At 71.7% G+C, this 24,510-nt stretch carries 21 protein-coding genes; 9 read left to right on the forward strand and 12 right to left on the reverse strand.

Annotated features, from left to right (window positions below):
- Positions 1 to 2: 2 nt before the first annotated feature.
- Genes ACOKM3_RS09040 through ACOKM3_RS09055 form a run of 4 tightly spaced genes read right to left on the reverse strand, consistent with a single transcriptional unit; the run spans position 3 to position 4,330 of the window.
- Entirely contained in the window at positions 3 to 782 is a 780-nt protein-coding gene (locus ACOKM3_RS09040) for a CDP-alcohol phosphatidyltransferase family protein (RefSeq protein WP_426898700.1), read from the reverse strand.
- Complete coding sequence (locus tag ACOKM3_RS09045) at positions 760 to 1,827, reverse strand: iron-containing alcohol dehydrogenase family protein (RefSeq protein WP_426898702.1); 1,068 nt, start codon at positions 1,825 to 1,827, stop codon at positions 760 to 762. The genes ACOKM3_RS09040 and ACOKM3_RS09045 overlap by 23 nt, the downstream gene beginning before the upstream one ends.
- Entirely contained in the window at positions 1,815 to 2,567 is a 753-nt protein-coding gene (locus ACOKM3_RS09050) for a phosphocholine cytidylyltransferase family protein (RefSeq protein ID WP_426898704.1), read from the reverse strand. The genes ACOKM3_RS09045 and ACOKM3_RS09050 overlap by 13 nt, the downstream gene beginning before the upstream one ends.
- Positions 2,564 to 4,330 carry a DUF5941 domain-containing protein gene (locus ACOKM3_RS09055; protein ID WP_426906742.1) on the reverse strand — a complete coding sequence of 589 codons (1,767 nt, stop codon included), beginning with the start codon at positions 4,328 to 4,330 and terminating at the stop codon, positions 2,564 to 2,566. Before ACOKM3_RS09055 ends, ACOKM3_RS09050 begins: the two co-directional genes overlap by 4 nt.
- Before the next feature lie 306 nt (positions 4,331 to 4,636).
- On the opposite strand from ACOKM3_RS09055, the gene galE reads away from it, so the two are divergent.
- The 4 genes from galE (at position 4,637) to idi (ending at position 8,010) form a co-directional block, all read left to right on the forward strand.
- Positions 4,637 to 5,620, forward strand: a complete 984-nt coding sequence (galE, locus tag ACOKM3_RS09060; RefSeq protein ID WP_426898706.1) for a UDP-glucose 4-epimerase GalE — start codon at positions 4,637 to 4,639, stop codon at positions 5,618 to 5,620.
- A gap of 168 nt (positions 5,621 to 5,788) precedes the next feature.
- On the forward strand, positions 5,789 to 6,730 hold the full coding sequence (locus ACOKM3_RS09065; protein ID WP_426898708.1) for a cation diffusion facilitator family transporter: 942 nt from the start codon (positions 5,789 to 5,791) through the stop codon (positions 6,728 to 6,730).
- Between the two features lie 30 nt (positions 6,731 to 6,760).
- Positions 6,761 to 7,294, forward strand: coding sequence for a GNAT family N-acetyltransferase (locus ACOKM3_RS09070; RefSeq protein WP_426898710.1), 534 nt, complete (start codon positions 6,761 to 6,763; stop codon positions 7,292 to 7,294).
- Between the two features lie 122 nt (positions 7,295 to 7,416).
- A complete protein-coding gene (idi, locus tag ACOKM3_RS09075) occupies positions 7,417 to 8,010 on the forward strand; it encodes an isopentenyl-diphosphate Delta-isomerase (RefSeq protein ID WP_426898711.1) in 594 nt (197 codons plus the stop codon).
- Here idi and ACOKM3_RS09080 read toward each other — a convergent pair.
- Positions 7,976 to 8,512: an ATP-binding protein gene (locus tag ACOKM3_RS09080; RefSeq protein WP_426906743.1), complete on the reverse strand. Its 537-nt coding sequence runs from the start codon at positions 8,510 to 8,512 to the stop codon at positions 7,976 to 7,978. The two genes, idi and ACOKM3_RS09080, sit on opposite strands and share 35 nt — an antisense overlap.
- A gap of 242 nt (positions 8,513 to 8,754) precedes the next feature.
- Between ACOKM3_RS09080 and ACOKM3_RS09085 the strand changes: the two genes are divergently transcribed.
- Positions 8,755 to 9,510, forward strand: a complete 756-nt coding sequence (locus tag ACOKM3_RS09085; RefSeq protein ID WP_426898713.1) for an enoyl-CoA hydratase/isomerase family protein — start codon at positions 8,755 to 8,757, stop codon at positions 9,508 to 9,510.
- Positions 9,511 to 9,514: 4 nt separating this feature from the next.
- Here ACOKM3_RS09085 and ACOKM3_RS09090 read toward each other — a convergent pair whose 3' ends face one another.
- Both ACOKM3_RS09090 and ACOKM3_RS09095 read right to left on the reverse strand, forming a co-directional pair.
- Positions 9,515 to 10,135, reverse strand: a complete 621-nt coding sequence (locus tag ACOKM3_RS09090) for a DJ-1/PfpI family protein (protein ID WP_426898715.1) — start codon at positions 10,133 to 10,135, stop codon at positions 9,515 to 9,517.
- A 34-nt stretch (positions 10,136 to 10,169) separates the two neighbouring features.
- The gene (locus ACOKM3_RS09095) at positions 10,170 to 11,117 is read right to left on the reverse strand and encodes a GlxA family transcriptional regulator (protein ID WP_426898717.1); all 948 of its coding nucleotides are present in this window, start codon (positions 11,115 to 11,117) and stop codon (positions 10,170 to 10,172) included.
- A gap of 115 nt (positions 11,118 to 11,232) precedes the next feature.
- Between ACOKM3_RS09095 and ACOKM3_RS09100 the strand changes: the two genes are divergently transcribed.
- The 3 genes from ACOKM3_RS09100 (at position 11,233) to ACOKM3_RS09110 (ending at position 14,839) form a co-directional block, all read left to right on the forward strand.
- Positions 11,233 to 12,108, forward strand: coding sequence for an SCO6745 family protein (locus ACOKM3_RS09100; protein WP_426898719.1), 876 nt, complete (start codon positions 11,233 to 11,235; stop codon positions 12,106 to 12,108).
- 77 nt (positions 12,109 to 12,185) lie between these two features.
- Positions 12,186 to 12,317 carry an LPFR motif small protein gene (locus ACOKM3_RS09105; RefSeq protein ID WP_426898720.1) on the forward strand — a complete coding sequence of 44 codons (132 nt, stop codon included), beginning with the start codon at positions 12,186 to 12,188 and terminating at the stop codon, positions 12,315 to 12,317.
- 77 nt (positions 12,318 to 12,394) lie between these two features.
- A complete protein-coding gene (locus tag ACOKM3_RS09110) occupies positions 12,395 to 14,839 on the forward strand; it encodes a Tex family protein (RefSeq protein ID WP_426898722.1) in 2,445 nt (814 codons plus the stop codon).
- A gap of 99 nt (positions 14,840 to 14,938) precedes the next feature.
- Here ACOKM3_RS09110 and abc-f read toward each other — a convergent pair whose 3' ends face one another.
- Both abc-f and ACOKM3_RS09120 read right to left on the reverse strand, forming a co-directional pair.
- Entirely contained in the window at positions 14,939 to 16,576 is a 1,638-nt protein-coding gene (gene abc-f, locus ACOKM3_RS09115; protein ID WP_426898724.1) for a ribosomal protection-like ABC-F family protein, read from the reverse strand.
- A 549-nt stretch (positions 16,577 to 17,125) separates the two neighbouring features.
- Entirely contained in the window at positions 17,126 to 18,196 is a 1,071-nt protein-coding gene (locus ACOKM3_RS09120) for an oxidoreductase (RefSeq protein WP_426898725.1), read from the reverse strand.
- 82 nt (positions 18,197 to 18,278) lie between these two features.
- Here ACOKM3_RS09120 and ACOKM3_RS09125 point away from each other — a divergent pair, with 82 nt between their 5' ends.
- Positions 18,279 to 19,223, forward strand: a complete 945-nt coding sequence (locus ACOKM3_RS09125; RefSeq protein WP_426898727.1) for an NAD(P)/FAD-dependent oxidoreductase — start codon at positions 18,279 to 18,281, stop codon at positions 19,221 to 19,223.
- A gap of 95 nt (positions 19,224 to 19,318) precedes the next feature.
- Here the strand turns inward: ACOKM3_RS09125 and ACOKM3_RS09130 are convergent, their stop codons facing one another.
- The 3 genes from ACOKM3_RS09130 to ACOKM3_RS09140 all read right to left on the reverse strand — a co-directional run bounded on the left by ACOKM3_RS09130 (position 19,319) and on the right by ACOKM3_RS09140 (position 24,345).
- Positions 19,319 to 20,947 (reverse strand): BCCT family transporter, encoded by a 1,629-nt coding sequence (locus ACOKM3_RS09130; RefSeq protein ID WP_426906744.1) that lies wholly within the window; start codon positions 20,945 to 20,947, stop codon positions 19,319 to 19,321.
- A gap of 126 nt (positions 20,948 to 21,073) precedes the next feature.
- Positions 21,074 to 22,363, reverse strand: a complete 1,290-nt coding sequence (locus tag ACOKM3_RS09135; RefSeq protein ID WP_426898729.1) for a M14 family metallopeptidase — start codon at positions 22,361 to 22,363, stop codon at positions 21,074 to 21,076.
- The gene (locus ACOKM3_RS09140; RefSeq protein WP_426898731.1) at positions 22,360 to 24,345 is read right to left on the reverse strand and encodes a Xaa-Pro dipeptidyl-peptidase; all 1,986 of its coding nucleotides are present in this window, start codon (positions 24,343 to 24,345) and stop codon (positions 22,360 to 22,362) included. The genes ACOKM3_RS09135 and ACOKM3_RS09140 overlap by 4 nt, the downstream gene beginning before the upstream one ends.
- Between the last annotated feature and the right edge of the window lie 165 nt (positions 24,346 to 24,510).

Below are 24,510 nucleotides of genomic sequence, written 5' to 3' on the forward strand. Positions count from 1 at the left end.
GCTCACTTGAGCCTGCTCGAAGCGAGGATGGACACGAGGTGGAGCAGGGTCTGGAGGAGCGCGATGCCCGCCAGGACGGCCACACCCAGGCGCGAGAAGAACAGGTCGCCCCGGATCTGGTCCACGACCGAGAGGACCAGGATGAGGAGCGTCGCCTCGATGCCCAGGATGAGCCGGTGGAACTTGAGCATGGCCGCGGCCCTGCGGGCCAGGGCCATGCCGGAGGAGCGCATCTCGGACGCGGACTCCTTGACCTGCTCCTTGCCGGTCGCCGCGCGGGCGAGCCCGACCAGGTCCGTCTCGGCCTTGATCAGGATGGCGCCGAGCGCGGCGAGCGTGCCGAGGAAGGCCCACAGCCAGTCGATGCGGCCCGTGCCGAACAGGTCGGCGGCGCGCAGCCCGAAGCCGACGAGGACGGCGGCGTCGGTGAGGTACGCGCCGACCCGGTCCATCCACACGCCGGCCAGCGAGTACTGCTTGCGCCAGCGCGCGATCTCGCCGTCGACGCAGTCGAGCAGCAGGTACAGCTGCACCGCGACGACGCCGAGGACCGCGCCCCAGATCCCCGGCACCAGGAGCGCCGGGGCCGCGAGGACACCGCAGACGGTCATCAGGTAGGTCAGCTGGTTGGGCGAGACCTTGGTGTTCACCAGGTGGCGGTCCACACGCAGCGAGACCTCGCGCATGTAGAGCCGGCCCATCCAGTGCTCACCGCTCCTGCGGTCCTTCACCCCGGCGGGGTGAACGACCGGGCGGAGTTCAGCTACCGATGGCTTTTGCATAGTCGGCGTAGGCGTCCCTGATCTGATCGGTGGAGAGGTCGAGGTGCTCGAGGATCGTGTAGCGGCCCGGACGGGTCTGCGGAGCGAACTCCACGACCTTCACGAACTCGTCCACGCTGAAGCCGATCTCCTCCGGCAGCACCGGCAGGCCGTGCCTGCGCAGCACCTCGGCCATGTACGCGGACTGGTCGCGGGCACCGCGCAGGTGCATCGCGAAGGCCGCGCCCAGGCCGCACTGCTCGCCGTGGCTGGCGGCGCGCTTGGGGTAGAGGAGGTCGAAGGCGTGGTTGATCTCGTGGCAGGCGCCGGAGGCGGGCCGCGAGTCACCGGAGACCGACATGGCGATACCGGTGAGGACCAGGCCCTCCGCGAGCACCTGGAGGAAGTCGTCGTCGCCGACGCCGCCGGGGTGCCGCAGCACCGCCTCGCCCGCCTGGCGGGCCATGGCGGCGGCCAGGCCGTCGATGTCCTCGCCGCACTCGCGGGCGCCCAGCTCCCAGTCCGCGACCGCGGAGATGTTGGAGAGGGCGTCACCGATGCCGGAGCGCACGAAGCGCACCGGGGCCTCGCGGATGATGTCGAGGTCGATCACGACACCGATCGGGTTCGGCACCCCGTACGAGCCGCGGCCCGCGTCGTTGTCGAGGGTCGCGACGGGCGAGCACAGGCCGTCGTGCGACAGGTTCGTCGCGACGGCGACCAGCGGCACGCCGACGCGCGCGGCCGCGAACTTGGCGCAGTCGATGATCTTGCCGCCGCCGAGGCCGACCAGGGCGTCGTAGCGCCCGGCCTTCTTGACGTCGTCGGCGAGCTTGATCGCGTCGTCGATGGTGCCGCCGCCGACCTCGAACCACTCGGCGCGGGGCAGCGAGGGCTCGAGGCGGGCCCGCAGGGCGGCGCCCGAACCACCGCTGATCGCGATGGCCAGGCGCCCCGTGGACGACGAGATCCTCCCGTCGGCGAGGACCTTGGCGAGGTCGTCGAGCGCCCCCGACCGAATGTCGACGACGACCGGCGAGGGGATGAGTCTCGTCAGTACTGGCACGCGATCTCCCGCCCCTTGGCCAGGTCGTCGTGGTTGTCGATCTCGACCCACGGGACGTCGCCGATGGGCGCGACGTCGACCTTGAAGCCGCGGTTCACGAGCTCCTGGTAGCCGTCCTCGTAGTACAGCTGCGGGTCACGCTCGTACGTGGCCTTCAGGGCGTCGGCCAGCTCGTCGGCGGCCTCGCCCTCGATGAGGGTGACGCCGATGTACTCGCCGGTGGCCTCGGACGGGTCCATCAGCTTCGTGATCTTCTGGACGCCCTTGTCGGGGTCCACGACGACCTTCATCTCCTCTTCGCCCAGGTCCTTGACCGTGTCGAGCGCGAGGATGATCTTCTTGCCGTCGCCGCGGGCGGCGAGCAGCGTCTTCTCGACGGAGACCGGGTGCACGGTGTCGCCGTTGGCGAGGATCACCGAGTGCTTCATGGCGTCACGGCCGCACCACAGGGAGTAGGCGTTGTTCCACTTCTCGGCCACGTCGTTCTCGATCAGCGTGAGCTTCAGGCCGTACTTCGCCTCGAGCGCGGCCTTGCGCTCGTAGACGACCTCCTTGCGGTAGCCGACGATGATGCCGACCTCGGTGAGGCCGATCTCGGCGAAGTTCTTCAGCGTGAGGTCGAGTACGGAGAGCTCGTTCTCGGTCCCCTCGCCCACGACGGGCACGAGCGCCTTGGGAAGCGTCTCGGTGTAGGGACGGAGCCGGCTGCCGGCGCCGGCGGCCAGGACGAGGCCGATCATGCGGGTTCTCCTTCATCGTGTACGGCGGGCTCTCCGCGCTGAGCGGAGGCGACCCAGAAGCGGATGCTCTCTGCGAGCACCACGAGTGCCACGGCCACGGCGAGCACCGTGAGCGCGAGGGTGAAATCTGTGGGGGTGAGCAGCGCGGCGAGGACCGTGACGACCAGTGTCCGGCCTTCGTGCCCGCCGATCGCCCGCACCAGCCAGTGCGGGGGCGACCCGGCGTTGCCGCGAATGCGGTACACCGTGTCGTAGTGATGGTAGGCGACCGCCGCCACGAGGCCGAAAGCCGCGGGCAGGGCGCCCTGTACGTCCGCGCGGGCGGCGAGGACGAGGATCGTGAGGTACTCCCCGGCCCGGAATATCGGGGGCACGAGCCAGTCGAGGGCGCCCTTGAGGGGACGGGAGACGGCGAGGCCCGACGTGACGCAGTACACGGCCGCGGCCACGATCGGCCAGACGCTGCCGAAGTCCGTGAGCGCGCTCACGGCGACGACCGCGACGGCTCCGACGGCGGCGAGCACGGGGGCGGACTTCGTCTTGAGGGCCTTCGCGAGCACCTCGGCGATCGGTCCGGAGTCGGCGAGGTCGCCGAGCGCCGCGGCGGCCCGGTCCGTGCGGCGCGCCCTGCGGGTCAGCGAGCGCAGGACGCGGCCCGCGGTCGTGTAGCAGGCGGCGAGCGCACAGCCGATGAGCAGCATGTAGAAGGTGATGCGCGGCGTGGTCAGCGCGGTGAACAGCGCGATCAGCGCCCAGCGTTCACCGATCGGCAGCACTATCATCCGGCGGGCCCAGACGGTCCAGCCGACGGAGTCGAGCTTGCCGGAGAGGGAAGCGGTGGGGCTCGTGTTGGCCTCGGCGTCGTGGTTCGCCTCGTTGAACGAGAAGTCGATCACGTGCCGGCCGGTCTGCAGCACCATCGCGCCGAGCGCCAGCGCCCACACGTCGTCGCCGCTCGCGTTGGCGGCGCCGAGCGCGAGGCCCGCGTAGTAGGCGTACTCCTTGGCCCGGTCGAACGTCGCGTCCAGCCACGCGCCCATCGTCGAGTACTGCAGCGAGTAGCGGGCGAGCTGCCCGTCGGTGCAGTCCAGGACGAAGGAGGCGAGCAGCAGCACGCCCGCCGCGACGAACCCGCCGCGCGTCCCGGTGGCCGCGCAACCCGCCGCGATCAGCGCGACGAGCAGCGAGGCGGTGGTGACCTGGTTCGGGGTCAGGCCCCGGCGGGCGCACCAGCGCGCGATGTAGCGGGAGTACGGGCTGATGCAGTAGGTCGTGAAGAAGCCGTCGCGCGCCTTGACCGCCGTACGCAGCCGGATCGCCTCGTCGTCGACGGACGCCAACGCCTGCCGCGCCTCGTTGCGGGCCTGCGGGTCGGCGGGCACCGCGGCGACGAGCTCACCGAGCTCGGGGTGGTGCACATCGGTGCCGTCCGCCTCCAGGCTCTTGGCCACGACGTCCGGGTCGACGCCGGTCCGCGCGACCGCGCGGGTCAGCGCCTGGCGGGCGGCGGGCTGCGCGGCGACCGCGCCGGGGATCGCCGACGCGGGAAAGCGCGGGTCGGTCAGGCCGAGGCGCAGGGCGTGGACATGGCCCACGAAGCCCGCGTCGACGACCGCGACCCGCTGCTCGCCGGGGACGGCCGCGAGCGCCGCTTCGGCGTCCGCGGGGTCCGGGGCGAACCGCACGTCGAAGCCCAGCTCCCGCAGATCTCCCTCCAGGGACGATCCGGGAACCGGCGATCCGGTGACGATGGCGGTCGACAGACGAACTCACTCCTTGGATGCCGACGCACACCTGTGCGCCGGGCTCATGCATGGTGGAGCACCCGGGGCGGATACGCGGCCGGGCGGCATGTCGGCAGAGGCTATCGGATGGCGCAACCGGGCGTTCGCTGCCCGTTTACCGACCGATTGGCCCCTGTCTCATGCGGTCCGCGCAGGGCCGACCGCGCGCTCATCATTGACGATCAAGTACTCGGGCCACAAACCAGGGGCGGCCCGGGTCCGTAACCGCGGGTAGCCGCGCGCGACGAGCGGGGATGAGCCGGTTCGGTCTTAGGGTGGTGCGCCATGACGTGGCTGATCACCGGCGGAGCCGGATACATCGGGGCCCATGTGGCGCGGGCTATGACCGAAGCGGGCGAGCGGGTCGTCGTCCTGGACAACGTGACCTCGGGGGTGCCCTCCCGGCTGCCCGAGGCGATCACGCTGGTGCGCGGCTCGGCGCTGGACACCGAGTTGGTGGCCCGGGTGTGCGCGGAGCACGAGGTGACCGGCGTCGTCCACCTCGCCGCGCACAAGCAGGTCGGCGAGTCGGTGGAGAAGCCGGAGCTGTACTACCGGGACAACGTGGGCGGGCTCGCCGTGCTCCTGGAGACGGTCGCGGCGGCCGGGGTGCGCCGCTTCGTGTTCTCCTCCTCCGCGGCCGTCTACGGCAACCCGGATGTGGGCCTCATCACCGAGTCCACGGCCACCGCACCCGTGAACCCGTACGGCGAGACGAAGCTCGCGGGCGAGTGGCTGGTGCGGGCGGCCGGGCACGCGCACGGCATGGCGACGGCCTGCCTGCGCTACTTCAACGTGGCGGGCGCCGCGGCGCCGGAGCTCGCGGACATCGGCGTCTACAACGTGATCCCGATGGTCTTCGACCGCCTGACACGCGGCGAGGCCCCGCGGATCTTCGGCGACGACTACCCGACCCCGGACGGCACCTGCATCCGTGACTACATTCACGTCGCCGACCTCGCCGAGGCGCACCTGGCGGCGGCCCGCCGGCTGTCCGGGCCCGACGCGGGCGGCGATCTGACGCTCAACATCGGCACCGGGCAGGGCGCCTCCGTGCGCGAGCTGATCGACCTGATCGCGGACGTCTCCGGGAACCCCACCCCCGCGATCGTCGAGCCGCGCCGTCCCGGCGACGCCCCGCGCGCGGTCGGCTCCTCGGCGCTCGCCGAGCAGGAGCTCGGCTGGAAGGCGCAGCGCGGGGTGCGCGAGATGGTCGAGTCGGCCTGGGCCGGCTGGTGCCTGCGGCACCCGGAGGCGACCGGGAAGTGATCACGCCGGCGCCCTGACCTGCGTACACGCGACGTATCGTTTGCGCAGGTCAGGGCACATGACAACGGTGTTCAGCGCCATGTTTGCGGATACCCCCTACCCGTAGTTCACTGTGATCGTCGCCCCCGACCAGGGCAACGCGCCGGATCGATACGTAGGGGGTTTTCGATGGGCCTCGGGCACGATCACGACCACGGGCACAGCCACGGACCGACGACCGGCACGGCCGCCGCCGCACACCGCGGACGGCTGCGCGTCGCCCTCTCGATCACGCTGGCCGTGATGGTGGTGGAGATCATCGGCGGCATCGTCGCCGACTCGCTCGCCCTGATCGCCGACGCCGCCCACATGGCGACGGACGCGCTCGGCCTCGCCATGGCCCTGATCGCGATCCACTTCGCCAACCGCCCCGCGAGCGACCAGCGCACCTTCGGCTACGCGCGCGCCGAGATCCTCGCCGCGCTCGCCAACTGCCTGCTGCTGCTCGGCGTCGGCGGCTACGTCCTGTACGAGGCGATCCAGCGGTTCATCGAGCCGGCCGAGACGGCGGGCGGGCAGACGATCGTCTTCGGCCTGATCGGCCTGGTCGCGAACATGATCTCGCTGTCCCTCCTGGTGAAGGGCCAGCAGGAGAGCCTGAACGTGCGCGGCGCCTTCCTGGAGGTGGCCGCCGACGCGCTCGGTTCCCTCGCGGTACTGATCTCCGCCGCGGTCATCCTGACCACGGGCTGGCAGCCCGCCGACCCGATCGCCTCGCTCGTCATCGGCCTCATGATCGTCCCGCGTACGGTGAAGCTGCTGCGCGAGACGCTGAACGTGCTGCTCGAATCGGCCCCCAAGGGCGTCGACATGGCGGAGGTCAGGGCCCACATACTGGCGCTGCCCGGCGTCGAGGACGTGCACGACCTGCACGCCTGGACGATCACCTCGGGGATGCCGGTGCTCTCGGCGCACGTCGTGGTCAGCACGGAAATGCTCGGCTCGATCGGCCACGAGAAGATGCTCCACGAACTGCAGGGCTGCCTCGGCGACCACTTCGACGTGGAGCACTGCACGTTCCAGCTGGAGCCCACCGGGCACGCCGAGCACGAGGCGCGGCTGTGCCACTGAACGACGCCCCTTCACTCAAAGGTTCATAGGTTGACCGACAACACGACGCACGCGTGGCGCCCGCGCCCCGAGACCGGGGACGACCGGGCGTCCGTGCACGCCGTCAACGCCGCCGCCTTCCCCACCGAGGCCGAGGCCGACCTGGTCGACGCCCTGCGTGACGACAAGGACGCGTGGCTGGAGGGTCTTTCGTACGTGGCCGAGGCCTCGGACGGCACGGTCGTCGCGCACGCGCTGATCACCCGCTGCACCGTGGACGGCGCGCCCGCTGCGGCGCTCGCGCCCTGCGCGGTGCTTCCGGAGTACCAGCGCACGGGGGCCGGTTCGGCCGTCGTACGCGCGGTGCTGGAGGCGGCACGCGCGCGTGGCGAGCGACTTGTGCTGGTCCTCGGGCACCCGGAGTACTACCCGAGGTTCGGCTTCACGCCCGCCTCCGGGTACGGCATCCGGCCCGGTTTCGACGTGCCGGACGAGGCGATGATGGCGCTCGTTCTGGATGAACGGGACGATTCCGGGCAGCTCCCGCGGGGCACGATCACCTACCCGGCCGCATTCGGCGTCTGACCGGCGCCTACGGTGGTCCCGCCCGGCCTCGCGGCCGGACGGGACTTGCGGGACGCCGACAGCGCGGGGGCTGTCCGTCCCGTACGGCAGACTTGGTTCGAGGAACGAAACGAAGGATAGGTATGCCGATCACACCTGCCCCCACGACGAACAGCTCGTCGAACGGCACCGCGGAAGCGATCTTGCTGGAACTCGTCGACGAGGACGGCAGGACGATCGGCACGGCGGAGAAGCTCGCGGCGCACCAGCCGCCCGGGCAGCTGCACAGAGCGTTCTCCGTGTTCCTCTTCGACGAGCAGGGGCGGCTGCTGCTGCAGCAGCGGGCGCTCGGCAAGTACCACTCCCCCGGCGTCTGGTCGAACACGTGCTGCGGCCATCCGTACCCCGGCGAGGCCCCGTTCGCGGCGGCCGCGCGGCGCACCTTCGAGGAGCTCGGCGTCTCGCCGTCCCTGATGGCCGAGGCCGGCACGGTGCGCTACAACCACCCGGACCCCGAGTCGGGCCTGGTGGAGCAGGAGTTCAACCACCTCTTCGTGGGTCTCGTGCAGGCATCGCTGGACCCCGACCCGGAGGAGGTCGGGGCGACGGCTTTCGTGACGGCGGACGAGCTGGCCGAGCGGCACGCCAAGGACCCGTTCTCCGCGTGGTTCATGACGGTCCTCGACGCGGCGCGACCGGCGGTCAGGGAGCTGACAGGTCCCTCGGCGGGCTGGTAGCCGTCTCGGGCTTGAGGGGCAGGGCGGCCCAGATCACCTTGCCCCCGCTCGCCGTGTTGGCGACGTCGCAGACGCCGCCCGCCTCCGCGGTGATCTCGCGGACGAGCAGCAGGCCGCGGCCGCCGGTCTGACCGCTGGTGGCCTCGAGTGCCGTGGGCTTGTAGGGGTGTTCGTCCTCCACGGACACCCGCACCCACTCGGGCCCCACGGCGACCTCCACGGCGAGCATCGGCGAGACCACGGCGGCGTGCTTCACCGCGTTCGTGACGAGTTCGGAAACGATCACGAGCAGCCCGTGCACCAGGTCGTCCGGGGCGGGTACGCCCTGCCGGGTGAGCAACTCCCGCACCGCGCGCCGGGCCTGCGGCACGGAGGCGTCGACCGCCTGCGTCGTGAACCGCCACACTCCCTCGTACGGGAGCGGCCCGTCCGCGGGACGATCAGGGGGTGCTCCCCCGCTGCCCTGAGGACTTGGGCGGGACCCCCACCCGTGGTCGCTCATTGTCAGGTCGCCGCCCTTGCGCTCGATTGTCACCACCCTTCGAGTGTTGAGAATCACCTGCTCCGCGCCGCGGTACTGACCAGAAGTCAGCGCCTATCGACGGCATTTGATCGTTCATGGTCGACCGAGCCAGAAAGTCGACCGATCCCGCCCTCATTACGCCCGACTTGCACCTTCTTAAGCTTGTTCTACGAGCTGCCCGACACGCCGACCGCGCCGGCCGTCCGGCTAGCATCCGCCGCATGTCTTCCGTGTCCCCGCCGCAGCTCACGCACAGCGTCGCCGAGGGTGTCGCCACCGTCGTGATCGACCACCCGGCCAAGCGCAACGCCATGACCGACGCCATGTGGGCGTCCCTGCCGCCGCTCCTCGAACGGCTCGCGGCCGATCCGGAGGCACGGGTTCTCGTGCTCACCGGGGCCGGCGACACGTTCTGCGCCGGGGCCGACATATCGACTCTCGGCGAGGGGGCGGCGCAGGGGCTCGCGGTCGCGGCGGAGGACGCACTCGCCGCGTTCCCGAAGCCGACGCTCGCCGTGGTGCGCGGGTACTGCGTGGGCGGCGGCAGCCAGTTGGCGGCGGCCTGCGATCTGCGTTTCGCCGCCGACGGCGCGCGGTTCGGGGTGACCCCGGCCAAGCTCGGGATCGTCTACCCGGCCTCCTCCACGCGCCGCCTCGCCGCGCTCGTGGGCCCGGCGACCGCCAAGTACCTGCTGTTCTCGGGCGAGTTGATCGAGGCGGAGCGGGCGCTGCGCACCGGGCTCGTGGACGAGGTGCTGCCCGGGGACGCCCTGGACAAGCGGGTCGCCGAGTTCACCCGCACCCTCGCCGCCCGCTCGCAGCTGACGCAGGCCGCGGCGAAGGAGTTCGTGACGGGCCGCACGGACCGGGACGCGCACTGGGCCGAGCAGGCCCGCGACGGCGGCGAGAGCGCGGAGGGCGTCGCCGCGTTCCTGGAGCGGCGCGCGCCGCGGTTCGGGTGGACGGTGGAGGTCTGAGGCTTCAGCCGGCCGGGCGGAACCTCGCCACGAGGTGGGCCGGGGCCTTGTCCGGGGAGCCGGCGTCGTAGGGCGGCTGCGGGTCGTACTCGGTCATCAGCTGGATGGCCTGGGCGGTCTCGTCGCCCGCGATCCGGCCCGCGAGGGCGAGGCCCATGTCGATGCCGGACGAGACGCCGGCCGCGGTGACGTACTTGCCGTCGAAGACCACGCGCCGTCCGGTCGAGCGGCAGCCGAGCCGGTCCAACTCCTCCAGGGCGAGCCAGTGCGAGGTGGCCTCGCGCCCCTTGAGCAGGCCCGCGGCGGCGAGCGCGAGGGAGCCCGTGCACACGGACGTCGTCCAGGTGCTGGTGGCGTCGGCGGCGCGCAGCCACTCCAGGAGCGGCCCGTTCTCCGTCTGGTCGCTCTGCCGGGGGCCGCCGGGCACGACGACCACGTCCGGGGAGCCCACCTCGTCGAAGGTCTTGTCGGCGACGAGCGCGAGCCGTCCCGAGTCGTCCCGCACGGGGCCGGTCCGCTCGGCCACGAAGACGACGTCGGCGCCCGGAATGCCGCCGAGGGTCTGGTACGGGCCGATGGCGTCGAGGGCGGTGAACCGCTCGTAGAGGGCGATGGCGATCTGCATGTCAGGCCTTTCTGACGTGTCGGCTGGGCGGTGTTCAGCCCAGTGGTGCGTGGAACCGGCGCCGGTACTCGGCCGGTGACGTGCCGAGGGTCTTGAGGAAGGCGCGGCGCATCGCCTCCGGGGTGCCGTAGCCGCTCGACCGGGAGATCTCCTCTACGCCGCCCTTGGTGTCCTCCAGGAGGCGGCGGGCGTGCTCCACCCGGACGCGCTCGACGTACCGGCCGGGCGTCAGGCCCGTCTCCGTACGGAAGGCGCGGGCGAAGTGGCGCGGGGAGAGCCGGGCGCGGGCGGCGAGCGCCTCGACGCAGAGGTCGGCGCCGGGGTGCTCGGCGATCCACCGCTGCACCTCGCCGAGCGGTTCCCTGGTGGCGGTCTGGGCGGCGAGGTGCGTACTGAACTGGGCCTGGTTTCCCGGGCGTCGGAGGAACACGACCAGGGCCCGGGCGATCCGCAGCGCCACGTCCCTGCCGTGGTCCTCCTCGACCAGGGCGAGCGCGAGGTCGATGCCCGCCGTCACGCCCGCCGACGTCGACACAGGGCCGTCGCGTACGTAGACGGGGTCGGGGTCCACGGCCACCTCGGGGTACCGGCGGGCGAGGGTGTCGCAGAACGCCCAGTGCGTCGTGGCCCGGCGGCCGTCCAGGAGCCCCGCCCGCGCCAGCAGGAACGCGCCGGTGCACACCGAGACGGTGCGGCGGGTGTGCGGGGCGCGCTCGCGCAGCCAGTCGGTCAGGCGCGGGTCCGGGTCGCGCGTGGCCGCGCCGCCGGGGACCAGCAGCGTGTCCGCGGCGGGCGCGTCGGTGAGGGCGTGGTCCGGCGTCAGGGTCAGTCCGCTCGACGTGCGGACCGGGGCGCCGTCGGCCGAGGCGGTGCGCACGCGGTAGGCGTCGCCCGCGCCGGAGAAGACCTCCACGGGGCCCGTGACGTCGAGGCTCTGCACGTGGTCGAAGAGGAGGACCAGGACGGTACGCGGCGGCGGCATGCGGCTCATTCTTCGGCGGCCGCCGCATGGCCGCAATGACGAATCCCCCACCTTTCCTGCCATGGCCCGGTGCCCGGTACTGCCACCCGTACCGACCGGTCGGTAACGTGGGCGCATGACTTCGGACCCCCGCCGGCGCGCCGCCCGCCACTGTCACAACGTGCTCAACCCGTTCCACTCGACGCACTACTTCTCGCCCGACCTCGGCAAGGAACTGGCCGCCATCGGCGTGAGCGACTCCAGTGCCGCCTATCTCGCGGCGCGCTCCGCGCCCATGGGGGCCGTCGGAGCCGGCACCGTGACCGCCACGTTCTACAACTTCAAGCACGACCTGGTGGCCCGGCACGTGCCGGCCGTGTGGGAGACCGCGTCCCCCGAGGCGGTGCTCGCCGCACGCGCGCGTGCCGTCGACTCGACACTGCGCCGCCTGCTCGGCGCGGAGGCGCTCGCCTCGAAGGAGATGGCCGAGGCCGCCGAGCTCGCCCTGCGCGCCGCGGAGGCCTGCACCCGGCACGCCCGTCCGCTGTACGCCGCCCACGCCGACCTGGACGTGCCGGAGGAGCCGCACATGGCGTACTGGCACGCCACGACGCTGCTGCGCGAGCACCGCGGCGACGGGCACATCGGGGCGCTGCTCGGCGCCGAACTCGACCCGGTCGAGGCCCTCGTGAGCCACGTCGCCACCGGCAAGGGCATGGCCCCGAAGTGGCTGCTCGCCACCCGCGGCTGGGACAGGGCCGAGTACGACGCGGCCGCCGACCGCCTTCGCGCGCGTGGACTGCTCACCGCCGACGAGGAGTTGACGCTCACCGAGCAGGGCGTGACACTGCGCGCCGAGATCGAGCACCGCACCGACGCGCTCGACCGCGCCCCCTACGAGCACCTCGGCGAGGCGGGCGTCGCCCGGCTGACCGAGCTGGCGACGACCTTCATCGGCGCGGCCCTCGGCAACGGCGCGTTCCCGGCGGACCTGATCGGCAAGGCCGCCTGAGGAGTCATCCGGCGCGGACGAGGTACTCGTGTGTCCCGGCCACCGACGTGGCCGGGACACACGAGAGGAGAACCCGCATGTTCCGTGCCATCGCCGACGTTCTGCGCCAGATCGCGGGCGCCGTCGCCACCGTCGTGACCTTGCCCTTCCGGGCGCTCGCGCGCCTGTTCGGCGGCGCCTCCCGGTCCGGCCGCGCACACCGCGTCTGACCTCCCTGATCCCCGAGTGTCGGTGCCACCTGCCACAATTGCGGCGCAACCTCAGTCGACATAGGCGGTACGGGATCGTGGCGACACCCACAGTTGGCACCACTGCTGGATCCGGGCTCGGATCCATCGAGAGCAGGATTGCCGAGGAACTAGGCGTACGGGAGCGGCAGGTGAAGGCCGCGGTCGAGCTGCTCGACGGCGGCTCGACCGTGCCCTTCATCGCCCGCTACCGCAAGGAGGCGACGGAGTCCCTCGACGATGCCCAGCTGCGCACCCTGGAAGAGCGGCTGCGGTATCTGCGCGAGCTGGAGGAGCGGCGCACCGCCGTCCTCGACTCGGTGCGCGAGCAGGGCAAGCTGACCGGGGAGCTGGAGGCGCAGATCCGCGCCGCCGACACCAAGGCGCGCCTGGAGGACATCTACCTGCCCTTCAAGCCCAAGCGCCGCACGAAGGCGCAGATCGCGCGCGAGGCGGGGCTCGAGCCGCTGGCGGAGGGGCTGCTCGGCGACCCGTCGGTGGAGCCCCAGGCCGCCGCTGCCGCGTTCGTGGACGCCGAGAAGGGCGTCGCCGACGCGCAGGCCGCGCTCGACGGGGCCCGCGCGATCCTCACCGAGCGCTTCTCCGAGGACGCCGACCTGATCGGTGAGCTGCGCGAGCGCATGTGGGGGCGCGGCCGGCTCGCGGCGAAGGTGAAGTCCGGCAAGGAGGAGGCGGGCGCAAAGTTCGCCGACTACTTCGACTTCGCGGAGCCCTTCACCGAGCTGCCCTCGCACCGCGTCCTCGCGATGCTGCGCGGCGAGAAGGAGGACGTGCTGGAGCTCGTCCTGGAGCCGGAGGAGCCGGCCGCGGACGCCGACACCTCGGCCGCCTCCTCGGCGCCCTCGTCCTCGTACGAGCCGATCATCGCGGACCGGTTCGGGGTCAGGAACCAGGGCCGCCCGGGCGACAAGTGGCTTCAGGACACGGTCCGTTGGGCCTGGCGCACGCGCATCCTGGTGCACCTCGGCCTCGACCTGCGCACCCGACTGCGCACGGCCGCGGAGGACGAGGCGGTCAAGGTGTTCGCGGCGAACCTGCGCGACCTGCTGCTCGCCGCTCCCGCTGGCACGCGTGCGACGCTGGGGCTCGACCCAGGTTTCCGTACGGGCGTGAAGGTCGCGGTCGTCGACGACACGGGCAAGGTCGTCGCCACCGACGTCATCCACCCGCACGTCCCGGCCAACCGCTGGGACGAGGCGATCGCCAAGCTGGCGAAGCTCTCCAAGGAGCACGCGGTCGACCTGATCGCGATCGGCAACGGCACGGCGTCCCGCGAGACCGACAAGCTCGCCGGTGAACTCATCACCAAGCACCCGGAGTTGAAGCTCACCAAGGTGATGGTGAGCGAGGCGGGCGCGTCGGTCTACTCGGCCTCCGCCTTCGCCTCGCAGGAGCTTCCGGACATGGACGTGTCGCTGCGCGGCGCCGTGTCGATCGCGCGTCGCCTCCAGGACCCGCTGGCCGAACTGGTCAAGATCGACCCGAAGTCGATCGGTGTCGGCCAGTACCAGCACGACCTGAGCGAAGTGAAGCTGTCGCGTTCGCTCGACGCGGTCGTCGAGGACTGTGTGAACGGTGTCGGGGTGGACGTGAACACCGCCTCCGCGCCGCTCCTCGCGCGCGTGTCCGGCATCGGTTCCGGCCTCGCCGAGAACATCGTGGCGCACCGCGACTCCAACGGGCCGTTCACCAACCGCAAGGGCCTCAAGGACGTCGCACGGCTCGGCCCGAAGGCGTACGAGCAGTGCGCGGGTTTCCTGCGGATCCGCGGCGGCGACGACCCGCTGGACGCGTCCTCCGTGCACCCGGAGGCGTACCCGGTGGTGCGCAGGATGGCGAAGTCGACGGGCGGCGAGGTCGCCTCCCTCGTCGGCGACGCGGGGGCGCTGCGCTCGCTCAAGCCGGCCGACTACGTGGACGACACGTTCGGTCTGCCGACCGTCACGGACATCCTGAAGGAGCTGGAGAAGCCGGGGCGCGACCCGCGGCCCGCCTTCAAGACGGCCACCTTCAAGGAGGGCGTCGAGAAGATCGGCGACCTGGAGTCGGGGATGGTGCTCGAGGGCGTCGTGACGAACGTCGCCGCCTTCGGGGCGTTCATCGACATCGGTGTGCACCAGGACGGGCTCGCGCACGTCTCGGCGTTGTCCCGTACGTTCGTCAAGGACCCGCGCGATGTGGTCAAGCCGGGCGACATCGTCAAGGTGAAGGTCCTCGACGTCGACGTGCCGCGCAAGCGGATCTCGCTGACGCTGCGTCTCGACGACGGGGCCTCCGGCGGGGGCGGGGGACGTGGGGATCGCGGCGAGCGTGATCGCGGTCCGCGGGGAGACCGAGGCGACCGGGGTGGCGACCGGAAGCCGCCGCGGCAGTCCCGGCAGGGTGCCTCCGGCGGTGGCAAGAGTGGCGGCAAGGGGAAGCCCGTTGCCGCGCCGGCCAACTCGGCGATGGCGGACGCGTTGCGCAAGGCGGGGCTGGCGTAGGCACCCGGGGTTGACGTTTGCGGGAACTGTGCGCCCACGCGTGGCTGGGCGCGCAGTTCCCCGCGCCCCCAAGCGGTCGTAGGTGGCTGGGCGCGCCCCTCAGACCTCGGTCACCTTGCCGGACGCCACCTCGAGGCGGCGGGTCGTCTGGACCGACTCCAGCATTCTGCGGTCGTGGGTGACCAGGAGGAGGGTGCCCTCGTAGGTCGAGAGGGCGGACTCCAGTTGCTCGATCGCCGGGAGGTCGAGGTGGTTCGTCGGCTCGTCCAGGACCAGGAGGTTGACGCCTCTGCCCTGGAGGAGGGCGAGGGCCGCGCGGGTGCGTTCGCCCGGGGAGAGGGTGGCCGCGGGGCGCAGCACGTGGTCCGCCTTGAGGCCGAACTTGGCGAGCAGCGTGCGGACTTCGGCCGGCTCCATGTCGGGGACGGCCGCACCGAAGGCTTCGAGCAGCTTCTCGGGGCCGTGGAACAGGGCGCGGGCCTGGTCCACCTCACCGACGACCACGCCCGAACCCAGCGTCGCGTGACCGGAGTTCAGGGGGACGCGGCCGAGGAGCGCGGCGAGCAGCGTGGACTTGCCGGAGCCGTTCGCGCCGGTGATCGCGACGCGGTCCGCCCAGTCGATCTGGAGCGTCACCGGGCCGAAGTCGAAGTCCCCGCGCCGTAGTTCGGCGTCCCGAAGCGAGGCCACGACCGCGCCCGAGCGGGGCGCCGCCGCGATCTCCATGCGCAGCTCCCACTCCTTGCGGGGCTCGTCCACGACGTCGAGGCGCTCGATCATCTTCTGCGTCTGGCGGGCCTTCGCGGCCTGCTTCTCGCTCGCCTCACTGCGGAACTTGCGGCCCAGCTTGTCGCTGTCGGTCGCCTTGCGCCGCGCGTTCTTGACGCCCTTGTCCATCCAGGTGCGCTGCATCTGGGCGCGGCCTTCCAGGGCCGACTTCTTGTCGGCGTACTCCTCGTACTCCTCGCGCGCGTGGCGGCGTGCGACCTCGCGCTCCTCCAAGTAGGCGGCGTAACCGCCTCCGTAGAGGTTGATCTCCTGCTGGGCGAGGTCGAGTTCGAGGACCTTGGTGACGGTGCGGTTGAGGAACTCGCGGTCGTGGCTGACGACGACGGTGCCGGCGCGCAGGCCGCGTACGAAGGTCTCCAGGCGGTCCAGGCCGTCCAGGTCGAGGTCGTTGGTCGGCTCGTCGAGGAGGAAGACGTCGTAGCGGGAGAGGAGGAGGGAGGCGAGTCCGGCGCGGGCCGCCTGGCCGCCGGACAGGGACGTCATCGCCTGGTCGAGGCCGACGTTCAGGCCGAGTTGTTCCGCGACCTCCTCGGCGCGCTCGTCCAGGTCGGCGCCGCCCAGGTTCAGCCAGCGCTCCAGGCTCGTGGCGTACGCGTCGTCGGCGCCGGGCGTGCCGTCGACGAGGCCCTGGGTGGCCTCGTCCATGGTGCGCTGCGCCTCGGTCACGCCGGTGCGGCGGGCCAGGAACTCGCGGATCGTCTCGCCGGGACGGCGGTCGGGCTCCTGCGGGAGGTGGCCGACGGTGGCGGTCGGCGGGGAGAGCCGCGCGTCTCCCTCCTCGGGGGTGGTGAGGCCGGCGAGGAGGCGCAGGAGCGTGGACTTACCGGCTCCGTTGGCGCCGACGAGTCCGATTACGTCGCCGGGGGCGACGACGAGGTCGAGACCGGAGAACAGGGTGCGGTCACCGTGCCCCGCGGCGAGATTCTTGGCTACGAGCGTTGCAGTCATCAGGGGGGTGATCCTAGTCGGGGGTGCGGGTGGGTGGCGGCGGGATTTTTTGGGCGTGCGGGGTTGGCGTGTGTCGTCACCGGGGCGGTGGGCCGGGGCGCTTGACGGTGACGGGGTCGACGCCCGTCGACACGGGGACGCTGGACCGGGGCACCCAGCCGCGACGGGGTCCGTCCCGACGGCATCGTTGCGCGGCACCGGGGCCATCGAGCTGTGCCGGGGCAGCGCCCGCTGTTTCCGTTGCGCCGCACCGGGGTGCCGCCTTGCCCACCCTGCCGCCCCAGGCGGCAGATTGCCCAAGGCGGTGGCGGCCGACTGCCATGGCCGGGAGTCGGGGTGGCGGCAGATTGCTCAAGGCGGTGGGCTTCGACCGCCATGAGCGGGAGCCGGTGGGGGCGGCAGACTACGCGAGGCGGGGCGGCGTCGACCCAAACGGTCGGGAACCGCGCGGCGGCGGATTGCCCACGCCGCAGGCGGCACCCCGTCGGGCCTAAGCCCCCGGAGGGGGCGGGCGGGTGGGAGATAGGCGGGGAACGGGGCCGGGCCGCGTCACCGCCCGCCCTCCCCCTCCATACGCGCCACCAGCACGCTTCCCGTTGTGCGGGCCACGAGGAAGGATTGGGGGCGGGTTGCCCTGGGGTCCAGGGAGATGCGGTGGCGGCCAGGGGGCAGGGTCGCGTCGAAGACGTCGTGGGTGTGGGTGCGGTAGAGGCGGTCCAGGCGGTAGGCCGTGATGCGGACGCGGCACGTGGAGGTGACCTCGACGCCCGCCTCGCCGTCGGCGGCGACCAGCCGCGTCAGTCGGCGCTGCGCCGGCGGGACGCGGTCCAGGGCGCTCTCGATCTGGGCGACGAGGAGCGGGATGATCGGCGCGTAGCCGTCGACGTAGGCGACGTCGGCTCCGGCTCGTTCGAACTCGCTGCGTATCGACGCCCGTTGGGCATCTTCCACTGCCCTGCCGAAGGCCACCACCCCGTACGTACGCAGCTCCTCGGGCGGGACGCCGGACGCGTCCTGCGTGATGTCCGCGCCGACGCCGATGGTGCGCAGCGCCGCCGCGAGCCGGGCGAGGACCGCGACGCGGGCGCCGATCAGCAGCACCTTGCGGCGCGGTGGCACGAACAGTCCGTCTCCGTGCAGCAGTTGGCCGAGCACGGCCCGGTACTCGGTGGCGCGGAAGCGGAACGGGCCGATGCCGTGGTAGCCGTTCAGGTCCAGGTCGACCCGCTCGTCCGTCTGCCAGGCGAAGTCCCGCCAGACGTAATCCGAACCGCCCTCCCCCACCCCCTCCCCGTCCCGCTCGATCAGCGCCGTCACCGCCCCGCACTCGATCCCCTCGCACTCCGGGCACCCGTAGATCACACACCGCCCGCCGGGCAGCGGCGCCTCCGCCTCCAGGAGCAGGCGCTTCACGTGGTGCGCGAAGATCGCCGGCGGGATGTCGGCGGCGAGCGGGGACACGGCGTCCAGGTCGGAGAGCTGGAAGAGCAGCGGGCGGCCGTCGACGATGAAGTCCACGAAGTCCCGGTGCACTTGATAGTCCCCGTCCGCGAGGACTCCCCCGGCGCGCATCGCCGGCGCCAGGCCGAAGGTCGCGTAGTCATCGGCAGCAGCAGCCATGAGGCGAGTATTCCCGCCCGCACCCACCGTGAGCGCGGCATGACGCATTCCGTCTGCGTCCGTCAGCCTCTAACGTCCATGGATGATCAGTGACAGCAGCGGCAGTGAAGTGATCGTGGTCGGCGGCGGCGTCATCGGCATGGCCACCGCCCTGGAACTCGCGCACCGCGGGCGCCCGGTGCGCGTGTGGTCGCGGGATGTCGCCGAGCGGACGACCTCGGCGGTCGCGGGCGGCCTGTGGTGGCCGTACCGGATCGACCCGATAGCGAAGGTGGGCGCGTGGTCGCTGCGCTCGCTCAGGCGCTACGAGGAGTGGGCTGCGCGCCCCGAGGAGACCGGCGTGCGCCTGGTCGACGGCGTGCACGGGGACTCCCGGCTCGACGGGCTCGGCGCGTGGGCCGCGGAAGTGGCGGGCCTGCACGACACCCCGCGGGGGCTCGCGGCGCGCCTCCCGCTGATCGACATGCCGGTCCATCTGGTGTGGCTGCGTGACCAGTTGGGCCGGGCCGGTATCGCCGTCGAGGCGCGCGCCGTAGCGTCTCTCGACGAGGCGCTCGACGTCGCGCCGACCGTCGTGAACTGCACGGGGCTCGCGGCCCGCGAACTGGTGCCGGACGAGTCCGTGCGCCCGGTCCGCGGGCAGCTGGTGATCGTGGAGAACCCGGGCGTCGACACGTGGTTCACCACCGTAGACCGCGCGTCCGACGGGACGACGTACTTCCTGCCGCAGCCGGGGCGCCTGCTGCTCGGCGGCACCGCCGAGGACGACGCGTGGTCGCTGGAGCCGGACCCGGCCACCGCCGAGGCGATCGTGAAGCGCTGCGCCGAGGTGCGCCCCGAGATCGCGGGTGCGCGGATCCTCGACCACCGCGTGGGCCTGCGCCCGGCACGTCCTGCGGTGCGCATCGAGCGTGAGGACCGGGGCGCCGGGCGGGTGCTGGTGCACAACTACGGGCACGGCGGCGCCGGGGTGACCGTGGCGTGGGGCTGCGCCGAGGAGGCGGCCGAGCTGGTCGAGGCCGGATAGCCGAGGCCCGACGAACACCCACACGTACTCGCACACCGGCGAACGGGTGGGGGCGTGGCCCGAATCGGACCACGCCCCCACCCGTACCTACAGCCTCAGTCGTCGTGATGTTTGCCGATCGGGTCGCCCTCGGTCTCCAGGCTGCTGCCCGGACCGATGCGGATCTCGAACTCGCCGCCGTACTTCTCGTGTCCTGCGACGACCGCCTGCTCGACGACCTCGATGCCCATCTCGCCGCGGACCATGAGCGGGTCCTGGCGCAGGTCCTTCAGGAGCGACCAGCACATGCCGATCATGACGAGGACGAACGGTGCCGCCACGAGGATCGTCAGGTTCTGGAGGCCGGTGAGCGCGTCCCCGGAACCGTTGCCGATCATCAGCATGATCGCGCCGACCGCACCGGTCACGACGCCCCAGAAGACGACGACGAACTTTCCGGGTTCGAGCGCGCCCTTCTGCGAGAGGGTGCCCATGACGATCGACGCGGCGTCCGCGCCGGACACGAAGAAGATGCCGACGAGGATCATCACGAGCAGGCTCGTCACGGAGGCGATCGGGTACTCCTGAAGCACGCCGAAGAGCTGGGTCTCCGGTGTGTCGGCGCCCTTGAGGGCGCCACCTTCCTTGAGGTTGATCGCGGAACCGCCGAAGACGGCGAACCAGATCAGGCTGACGGTCGAGGGCACGAGGATGACGCCGCCGACGAACTGACGGATCGTCCGGCCCTTGCTGATGCGCGCGATGAACATGCCGACGAACGGCGACCAGGAGATCCACCAGGCCCAGTAGAAGACCGTCCAACTGCTGAGCCAGTCGGCGACGCCCTTGCCGCTGGACGCCTCGGTGCGGCCGATGAGCTGCGGGAAGTTGTCGAGGTACGCGCCGAGCGAGGTCGGCAGCAGGTCCAGGTTCACGATCGTCGGGCCCGCGATGAACACGAAGACCACCAGGAGCAGCGCGAGCACCATGTTGATGTTCGACAGCCACTGGACGCCCTTCTCCACACCGGAGATGGCGGAGAAGACGAACGCGACGGTCAGCACCGCGATGATCGAGACGAGCAGCCCGGTGCTGACGTCGTCCATCCAGTCGGCCGCCTTGAACCCGGCCCCGATCTGCAGGGCGCCGAGTCCGAGGGAGGCGGCCGAGCCGAACAGCGTCGCGAAGATCGCGAGGATGTCGATGACCCGGCCCCACGCGCCGTGCGCGTGCTTCTCGCCGATGAGGGGCACGAAGACGGACGAGATGGTCTGCCGCCTGCGTCGTCGGAAGGTGCTGTAGGCGATGGCGAGTCCGACGACCGCGTAGATCGCCCACGGGTGCAGCGTCCAGTGGAACAGCGTGGTGGCCATGGCGGTCTCCATGGCCTCGGCGTCGTCGGCCGGGTCGGTGCCCGGCGGCGGCGTCGTGAAGTGCGCGAGCGGCTCGCTCACTCCGTAGAACATGAGCCCGATGCCCATGCCGGCGCTGAACATCATCGCGATCCAGGAGACCGTGCGGAACTCCGGCTCCTCGCCCTCCTTGCCGAGGGGGATCTTGCCGTAGCGGCTCATGGCGAGCCACAGGGCGAAGACCACGAAGCCGGTCGCGGCAAGGACGAACGCCCAGCCGCCGTTGTGCATCAGGCCGCCGAGCAGCGTGCTGGACACGCTCTCGAGGTTGTCCGTGGCCACGGCGCCCCAGACCACGAAGGCCAGAGTGAGCACGGCGGTGACGCCGAACACGATCCGGTCCGTGGCGGGGCTCTGCGCGGCGGTCGCTCCCTCCTCGGGGACGGGCGTATCGCTGGGGGGTTTCTGAGGGCTTGTCACCCACTACGACCTACCACACCTGACACTCCCGTAACCCGATCAGCAGCGTGTGTCGGGCTCCCCTTCCGTCAGGTGGTAGGACGCGCGCGCGTCGAGGAGCAGTGCGACCAGGGCCCGTTCGGACTGACGCAGGGGGACGAAGGCGCCGCTGCCCGACTTCTTGACAGAGATGCCGTGAAGCGCCAATTCGTCTTTGAATTCGGCGTATTGCGTCGCGCTCAGCCGGTAGCCGCACGGCGGATCCTTGATGACCTCCGCGGCTTCGGCGGGGTCGTTGTCCGCGCCACCGAGATAGATCGGACCCCGGTCGGTGAAGCCCTTGGCGCGGGCGGCCGTGGTGGCGGCCTCGATCGCGCCCCGGTTCTCGGACGTGTACGTGAACAGGCCGCCGAGCGCCGCGAGTTGGGAGTCACGGCGCCGCTGGTTGACCAGCGCCGGGTCCTTCTCCTCCGCGGGGGTGCCGGGGTCGACGCGGCTCTCGATGAGCAGCCCGACGGAGTGCTTGACGCCGGAGACGTTGCGCAGGATCCGCTCCTGCCCGTCCCCCGCGGTCTGCTTGATCGGCTCGCCGGTCTCCGGGTCGGTCCAGATGCCGTACGTGCCGGTGGAGTACCCGGCGTCGCCCGCGGCGGGCCGCACATGGTCGAGGGACAGCGACTCGGCCTGGTCGTGCACGGCGGGATCGGTGTTGAGGTTGCGCGGCCAGAGGTCGAACAGGTCCTTGTCGTAGTACTTGGGCGTGGCCCCGTACTCGTGCAGGTCGTAGATGACGTCGGGCTGCCGGTCGCGGATGACGGCGGCCATCGCCCGCGCCTCCGCGGTCTTGAGGGCGATGTGGTCGCGGTTGATGTCGATGCCGTCGGAGTTGCCGCGGGTGTCGGCGGCGTTGCCGTCGGGGTTGGCGGTGGGCACGACGAGCAGGGTCGTGCGGGACAGGAAGCGCTGGGTCGCCCTGTCCTTGGTGTAGGCGAGGTCGCGGATCTTCGTCAGGCAGGCCTCGCGCCCCGACGGCTCGTCGCCGTGCTGGGAACAGATCAGCAGCACGGTGTTGGCGGTGCGGTGCTGCCCGATCCTGACCAGGTTCAGCGGGCGGCCCTGTTTCGTCTCGCCGATCCGGGAGACGGAGACCCGGTCGGAGGCCTTGTCGACGGTGGCGAGGAGCTGCTTCTCCTCGGGCTGAGTGGTCCAGCGGGCGCCGTCGGTCTCCTCGAAGCCGGTGCGGGGCGGCGCCGTGGTGCCGCTCGCGCCGGCCGGGGCCGCCACCACGAGGGGTGCGGCGAGCGCGACGACGGCGGTGGCCAGGGCGAGGGTGCGGGGACGTGCTCTCATCGGGTGCTGCCTCCCGGTACTGGACGGCCTTGGCGGTACGGGCTGACGCCGTCGGCCGCGGACTTTTGGGGGGTGGCGGTGGTGGGGCCGGAGGTGGCGGCCGCGAAGGCTCGGGCGCCGCCGACGACGGGGACGCGGGCCGCGGTGCGGGCGAGGTCGAGGGAGAGGGTCGGCTTGGTGGACGGAGGGTCGATCAGGTCCTTGTCGGTGCCGGCCACGACGAGGGCGAGCCGGTGCCCCTTCGGTACGACGTGGTCGCTCGCGGCGAGGTCGATCGTGAGGGTATAGGGCTTGCCGGGCGTGAGCGCCGTGCCGTGCTTCGGGTTCGCGGAAGTGCCGAGGTCGGCCCAACCCCGACTGAACACCGTCGAGTTGACGTCGGTGGTCGCGGTCGCGGTGGTCAGGAAGCAGGAGCTGTCGCCGCTGGTGCTCGGTCCCCAGCAGCTGCGGTCGGTACCGGTCGTGATGCCCTCGCCTGCGCCCGCGTAGTCACGGATCGTGGCGGGCCCGGCGTCGACGAGGACGGCGCTCAGGTGCGCGCTGGACGTCGACGGGGTCGCGGTGACCGTCACCTTCGAGGAGCCGGACAGGCGCAGGTCCTCGGCCAGCGGGCGGCTGAGGAACCCGGCCTTCTCGGCGGTCGGTTGCTGGATCTTCCCGGCCCAGTCGAGTTCACCGAGCGCCGGGTTGTCGGTGAAGGACTCGGTGCCGGAGCCGGTCTTCAGTCCCAGCGTCCCGACGCCGGCCTTGTCGCCCTTGGCGGGGCGCAGCGCGGCGGCCCCAGTGGCGCGCGGCGGCCACACCTTGTCGGTGGTCCAGCGGTCGGGGGCGCGCTCGATGTCGGCCATCGGCTCGCGGTCGATCCCGTTGGCGTAGCCGAGGAGTTCGTGGTCGAACCAGCGGTGCAGGGTGTCGACCCAGGCGCCGCGGCGGAAGTCGAAGGGGTCGACGTGGCCGGTCTGCGCCAGCCAGATCTTGCGGTCGACGCCGTTCTTGGCGAGGGCGTCCCACCACTGGCCGAAGTGCTTGGCGCGGACGTTCAGGTCCTGCATGCCGTGCACGACGAAGACGCTGGCGCGTACGTTGTCGGCGTCCTTGACGTAGTCGCGGTCCTGCCAGAGGCCGGTCCAGTCGCCGGTCCTGGGCGCATCGTCGACCAGCCGTTTCTGTACGGCGGCGCAGCGCGTCTTCGCGGCCGGGCTCTCGACGTAGTCGGACAGCCACTCGGGGCCCGAGTCGTAGAGCGGGGCGCCCTGTTGGAAGTAGTAGTCGTACCAGGAGGAGATCCCGCCGATCGGCACGATGGTCTCCAGGCCCTCGACGCCGGTCGCGGCGACGCCGTTGGCGACGGTGCCGTCGTAGCTCTTGCCGATCATGCCGGTGCGGCCGTTGGTCCAGTCCGCCTTGGCGCGTTCGCCGCCGGTGCGGGTGGTGTAGCCCTTGGCGCGGCCGTTCAGCCAGTCGACGACGGCCTTCGCGCTGCCGATGTCGTAGGCCCCGCCGACGTCGACGCAGCCGTCGGAGCGGTTGGTGCCGAGCAGGTCGACGCCGACGAACGCGTAGCCGCGGGGCACGAAGTAGTTGTCGTAGAAGAGCGGCATCTGTACGACGTTTCCGTCCGCGTCGTACGTCTTCTTCTGGCTCTCGTTGCCGCGCCCGCAGCAGGAGTAGTACGGGCTGGCGTCCATGATCACGGGGATCTTGCGGCCCTGGGCGGCGGGTTCGCGGGGCCGGACGATGTCGACGGCGACCCGGTCGGTCTTCCCGTTGTCGTCCCCGTCGAGCCGGGTGTCGACCCAGACGGACTCGCGGACGGCGTCGGCGTAGGAGTAGACGGGCTTGGACTCGGTCGGCCGGGCCGGGGCGGCCGACGCGGTGGCGCCTGCCCCCAGGAGGGCGGACAGCAGGGCGACGGTGACCGCGACCGCGAGGGTTCTCCAGCGGTGCGGGTGGCGATGGCTGCGTCTGGCAGGTATCGGCATGGCGCGGAAGTTACACGGGTCAAGTGCCGTGCGACAGAGGGCCGTAGGCGTGGAAGACAGGTCCGTGGGGCGCAAAGGCACATGTCGGCCAGATGACGATCGTGTGGCTGGTGCGGCCATGGACATGACCGGGGCGCCGGGTGCTGAATAGGGTCGTCGCGTCGG

It is taken from the genome of Streptomyces nidicola, assembly GCF_050106155.1.
In the GTDB taxonomy this organism is placed as follows: domain Bacteria; phylum Actinomycetota; class Actinomycetes; order Streptomycetales; family Streptomycetaceae; genus Streptomyces.

Bases quoted from the DNA above. Each gene is read 5' to 3' on its own strand.
- abc-f (WP_426898724.1), bottom strand. From the start codon at position 16,576: ATGACTGCAACGCTCGTAGCCAAGAATCTCGCCGCGGGGCACGGTGAC.
- ACOKM3_RS09125 (WP_426898727.1), top strand. From the start codon at position 18,279: ATGATCAGTGACAGCAGCGGCAGTGAAGTGATCGTGGTCGGCGGCGGC.
- ACOKM3_RS09095 (WP_426898717.1), bottom strand. From the start codon at position 11,117: ATGCCGCCGCCGCGTACCGTCCTGGTCCTCCTCTTCGACCACGTGCAG.
- ACOKM3_RS09040 (WP_426898700.1), bottom strand. From the start codon at position 782: ATGCAAAAGCCATCGGTAGCTGAACTCCGCCCGGTCGTTCACCCCGCC.
- galE (WP_426898706.1), top strand. From the start codon at position 4,637: ATGACGTGGCTGATCACCGGCGGAGCCGGATACATCGGGGCCCATGTG.
- ACOKM3_RS09050 (WP_426898704.1), bottom strand. From the start codon at position 2,567: ATGATCGGCCTCGTCCTGGCCGCCGGCGCCGGCAGCCGGCTCCGTCCC.
- ACOKM3_RS09135 (WP_426898729.1), bottom strand. From the start codon at position 22,363: ATGAGAGCACGTCCCCGCACCCTCGCCCTGGCCACCGCCGTCGTCGCG.
- ACOKM3_RS09090 (WP_426898715.1), bottom strand. From the start codon at position 10,135: ATGCAGATCGCCATCGCCCTCTACGAGCGGTTCACCGCCCTCGACGCC.
- ACOKM3_RS09080 (WP_426906743.1), bottom strand. From the start codon at position 8,512: ATGAGCGACCACGGGTGGGGGTCCCGCCCAAGTCCTCAGGGCAGCGGG.
- ACOKM3_RS09120 (WP_426898725.1), bottom strand. From the start codon at position 18,196: ATGGCTGCTGCTGCCGATGACTACGCGACCTTCGGCCTGGCGCCGGCG.
- idi (WP_426898711.1), top strand. From the start codon at position 7,417: ATGCCGATCACACCTGCCCCCACGACGAACAGCTCGTCGAACGGCACC.
- ACOKM3_RS09140 (WP_426898731.1), bottom strand. From the start codon at position 24,345: ATGCCGATACCTGCCAGACGCAGCCATCGCCACCCGCACCGCTGGAGA.
- ACOKM3_RS09085 (WP_426898713.1), top strand. From the start codon at position 8,755: ATGTCTTCCGTGTCCCCGCCGCAGCTCACGCACAGCGTCGCCGAGGGT.
- ACOKM3_RS09100 (WP_426898719.1), top strand. From the start codon at position 11,233: ATGACTTCGGACCCCCGCCGGCGCGCCGCCCGCCACTGTCACAACGTG.
- ACOKM3_RS09105 (WP_426898720.1), top strand. From the start codon at position 12,186: ATGTTCCGTGCCATCGCCGACGTTCTGCGCCAGATCGCGGGCGCCGTC.
- ACOKM3_RS09065 (WP_426898708.1), top strand. From the start codon at position 5,789: ATGGGCCTCGGGCACGATCACGACCACGGGCACAGCCACGGACCGACG.